This window comes from uncultured Oscillibacter sp., assembly GCF_910587525.1.
Classification (GTDB): domain Bacteria; phylum Bacillota; class Clostridia; order Oscillospirales; family Oscillospiraceae; genus Oscillibacter.
The window spans coordinates 1-4,013 of the sequence record NZ_CAJULS010000170.1; the positions used below are offsets into that span (position 1 = coordinate 1).

Sequence of the window (4,013 nt, forward strand, 5' to 3'; positions counted from 1 at the left end):
TCGTCATCATGAAGGACGGCTTCATTCAGCAGATCGGCACACCCCAGGAGGTCTTTGACCACCCCGCCAACCTCTTTGTGTCCGGCTTCATCGGTATGCCCCAGATGAACTACTTCAACGCAAAGCTGGTCAATGAGGGCGGCAAATACGCCGTATCTGTGGAGAACTGCAAGGTGGTACTCTCTGACGAAAAGCAGAAAAACCTGGCTGCCCACAATGTGGCCCCCCAGGACATCACTCTGGGTGTCCGTCCCAGCCATATGGTACTGGCCAAGCAGTCCGGCAATACCCTCTCCGCTACCATCGATGTATCAGAGCTGATGGGCAGCGAGGTCCACTTCCACGCAAATGCCAACGGCAAGGATGTAGTGGTAATTGTTCCCACCATGAATGCCGACGGCGAACGCATTGACTCTTTCCACGCCGGCGACAAGCTGAATCTGACTTTCAGCGGCAACGTCTGCCATGTCTTCGGCAAGGACGGCAAGAATCTGGAATTTTAATTTCACCCATACCCGCGCCCACCTCAGGGAGGGTGGGGCGGCGCGGCGGGCAAACGCATCTTTCAACGCATTTATAGCAGAGCGAGGGTTCCTATGATCGTTTTGGATAAGAAAAAACGGGTATTCACACTGCACACTCAGAATACCACCTATCAGATGAAGGCGGACCAGCACAACATCCTGCTGCACACCTACTACGGCCCCCGGGTCAGCGGCGGTGATCTGTCCTACTTCATCCAATATGCCGACCGGGGCTTTTCCCCCAATCCCAACGAGGTGGGGGACGAACGGGACTACTCCCTGGACACCCTGCCCCAGGAGTACTCCTCCTGCGGCGTGGGGGACTTCCGTATCCCCAGCGTAGAGTTTGAACCGGAGGACGGCAGCCGCCTGGCTGACCTGCGCTACGCAGGCTATGAGCTTTACAAAGGCAAATACAACCTGGAGGGTCTGCCCGCCTTCTGGGGCGGCGAGGAGTGGGAAACCCTCATCGTCTATATGAAGGACGCGGCCGCAAAAATGTCTGTGGAGCTGTATTATGGCATATTGAAGGAGCGTGACCTGATTACCCGGGCCGTCCGGGTGGTCAATCAGGGGACCGAAACAGTCCGGCTGCAGCGGTGCGCATCTTTGTGCCTGGACTTCCAGCGGGACGATTTGGATTTCATCACCTTTGATGGCTGCCACACCATGGAGCGCTGCCCAAACCGCGCCCCCCTGCGCCCCGGCATTCAAAGCGTCAACAGCCTTCGCGGCACCTCCAGCCACCACCACAACCCCTTCGTCGTTCTCTGTGAGCGTGGGGCGGGCGAAGACTATGGCCTGTGCTATGGGGCTATGCTGGTGTACAGCGGCAACTTCCAGGCGGCGGCAGAGCGGACACAGCTGGAGAATAACCGGCTGGTGCTGGGCATCGACCCCTACAACTTCTGCTTTACCCTGGCTCCCGGGGAGTCCTTTACCGCTCCAGAGGCCGCTCTGGTCTGCTCTCCCCACGGTTTTGGACAGATGAGCCGCCAGTTCCACCGCAGCCTGCGGGAGCACCTGATCCGAGACCCCTATCAGGGAAAACAGCGTCCGGTACTGATGAACAACTGGGAAGCCACCTACTTTGACTTCACGGCAGACAAGCTGGTGGACATCGCCAAAGGGGCCCAGGGCCTGGGCATCGAGCTGTTCGTCATGGACGACGGCTGGTTCGGCTCCCGGGATACCGATCTCAGCGGCCTGGGCGACTGGTCGGTGAACCTCAACAAACTGCCCGGCGGCTTTGAGGCGCTGGTCCCCCGTATCAAGGCATTGGGTATGCGCTTTGGGCTGTGGATCGAGCCGGAGATGGTCAGCGAAAACAGCCGTCTCTATCAGGAGCACCCAGACTGGGCTCTGGGCGTCCCCGGCCGGCCCCAGACCCGGGGACGGAGCCAGCTGGTGCTGGACTTCTCCCGCCGGGAAGTTCTGGACTATATCTACGAGGCCATGCGGAAGATTCTGGACGGCGCCGACATCTCCTACCTCAAGTGGGATATGAACCGGAGCCTCTCCGACGTCTGGTCCGCCGCCCTGCCTGCAAACCGGCAGGGGGAGGTCTACCACCGCTACGTGCTGGGCGTGTACGACATTCTGGAGCGGCTGCGCCGGGACTATCCCGATCTGCTCATTGAGGGCTGCTCCGGCGGCGGCGGACGGTTTGACGCCGGGATGCTCTACTACACCCCCCAGATCTGGTGCAGTGATAACACTGACGCCATCGACCGCCTGCGCATCCAGTACGGCACCTCCTTCTGCTATCCTGTCAGCGCAATGGGGGCCCATGTCTCTGTCTCTCCCAACGAGCAGAACGGCCGCGTCACCTCCATGGAGACCCGGGGCGTGGCAGCTATGTCCGGCACCTTCGGCTATGAGATGGACCTGGGCAAATGCACCCCGGAGGAGCGGGAGGTTATCAAACGGCAGACCGCCTTTTTCAAGGAGCACTATGACCTGATCCAGCGGGGGGATTACTACCGCCTCAGCGACCCCTTCACCGCTCCCTACACCGCCTGGGAACAGGTCTCGCCTGACCGGCGGGAGGCCCTGGTCTCCCTGGTCTCCGGCCCCACTCAGGCCGCGGCCCCCTTCCGGGCGCTGCGGCTCAAGGGGCTGAATCCGTCCCTCCGCTACGCGGTAAACGGCGAAGGCGCCTATCCCGGCGATGTGCTGATGGAGGCCGGCTGGCCCCTGCCCATGACTTGGGGAGATTACCAGTCTATGCAGCTGTATCTCTCCGCGCTGTAAAATAAAACTCCCGTTCTCATCCGCTGAGAACGGGAGTCTTTCGCTGTTGAATCAGTTGAAAAACCGCTGGGCCGCTATTTCTTCAACTGGTTCTCCGCCCGCCACTGGCGCGGCGGCATGCCGTAGCGCTGCTTGAACGCCCGGGAAAAATGAAGCTGGTTGGGATATCCGCATCCGGCGGCGATGTCCCGGATAGAATTTCCAGACAGCTTCATCATCTCCGCGGCCTTGGACAACCGCAGGCGGATCAAAAACTCCTGGGGCGAGCAGCCCATGCTCTCTTTGAAGAGCTTGCTGAAATAGCCGCGGTTCAGCCTGCACACGTTGGCGATCTCCTCCACCGTCAGGTCCCGCTGGTAGTTGTGCTCCATGAAGTTGATGGCCTCCTGGATGTAGAAGTCCTTGAGCTTTCCGCCGTGGAGCGTCTTTCGGGTGGCGGAGGAGCGGATCAGCCCGTCCAGAAAGAGACACAGGTGGCCGATGAGGTGGAGAGGCGCGGCCTCGGCGTGGCGGGCGATATAGAGCATAGTATCCCGCAGCTCGTCCCCCTGGGCGGGGAACTGGGGACGGTAGATGGGCTGGAGGGCGCTGAGCCCCGCACTGTCCAGATACTCCTGGATCCGCAGCCCGTCAAACTCCAGCCAGGTGTACTCCCAGGGGTCGGTCTTGTGGGCGGCATAGGTATTCACCTGACCGGGGCAGATGAGGAAACCCTGGCCCGGGCCCAACTCATACCTGTGGTCCGTTCCGTCCGGACCGGTGGAGTCCAGGGTCCCGTGCCCGGAGATGATATAGTGGAACAGGTAGTGGTTGCGCACAAAGGGACCGAAGGAGTGCAGGGGCCTGCACTGCTCCCACCCGTACTGATAGAGCCGGAAGTCAAGGAAATTCTCGTTGGGGAAAATGGAGAAGGAATAATTGTCCATGGACGTGCTCCTCTCTCAGTGGTCTCCAGGACAGCGCCCCGGAAAACGATTGGGGACCGCCCGGCAGACGATCCCCAAAATCACCAATCTCATGAAATTATGCCGCTCCGCAGCGGGTCTGGCAGCTCCCGTCACAGAATCCGATCCCGTGGGCATAGCCGCAGTACACCACGCCGCCATGGCTGTGGCGGCCGGATATGGCGCAGTCCTCCAGCGCGCAGAGGGCGCGGCAGCTCCCGTCGCAGAACCCGCTCTCGTGGGCATAGCCGCAGTACACCACGCCGCCATGGCTGTGGCGGCCGGATATGGC

At 60.9% G+C, this 4,013-nt stretch carries 3 protein-coding genes and 1 pseudogene; 2 read left to right on the plus strand and 2 right to left on the minus strand.

Going from position 1 to position 4,013, the window contains the following annotated elements; all coding sequences use genetic code 11:
* Nucleotides 1–503, plus strand: a 503-nt coding sequence (locus QZ326_RS11685; RefSeq protein WP_295745393.1) for a TOBE domain-containing protein, incomplete at its 5' end; no start/stop codon positions are given.
* Nucleotides 504–596: 93 nt separating this feature from the next.
* Nucleotides 597–2,777 carry an alpha-galactosidase gene (locus tag QZ326_RS11690; protein ID WP_295745396.1) on the plus strand — a complete coding sequence of 727 codons (2,181 nt, stop codon included), beginning with the start codon at nt 597–599 and terminating at the stop codon, nt 2,775–2,777.
* A gap of 74 nt (nt 2,778–2,851) precedes the next feature.
* Here QZ326_RS11690 and QZ326_RS11695 read toward each other — a convergent pair whose 3' ends face one another.
* Both QZ326_RS11695 and QZ326_RS11700 read right to left on the minus strand, forming a co-directional pair.
* A complete protein-coding gene (locus QZ326_RS11695) occupies nt 2,852–3,703 on the minus strand; it encodes an AraC family transcriptional regulator (protein WP_295745398.1) in 852 nt (283 codons plus the stop codon).
* A gap of 97 nt (nt 3,704–3,800) precedes the next feature.
* Nucleotides 3,801–4,013 (minus strand): annotated as a pseudogene (locus QZ326_RS11700) (hypothetical protein); the annotation flags it as partial.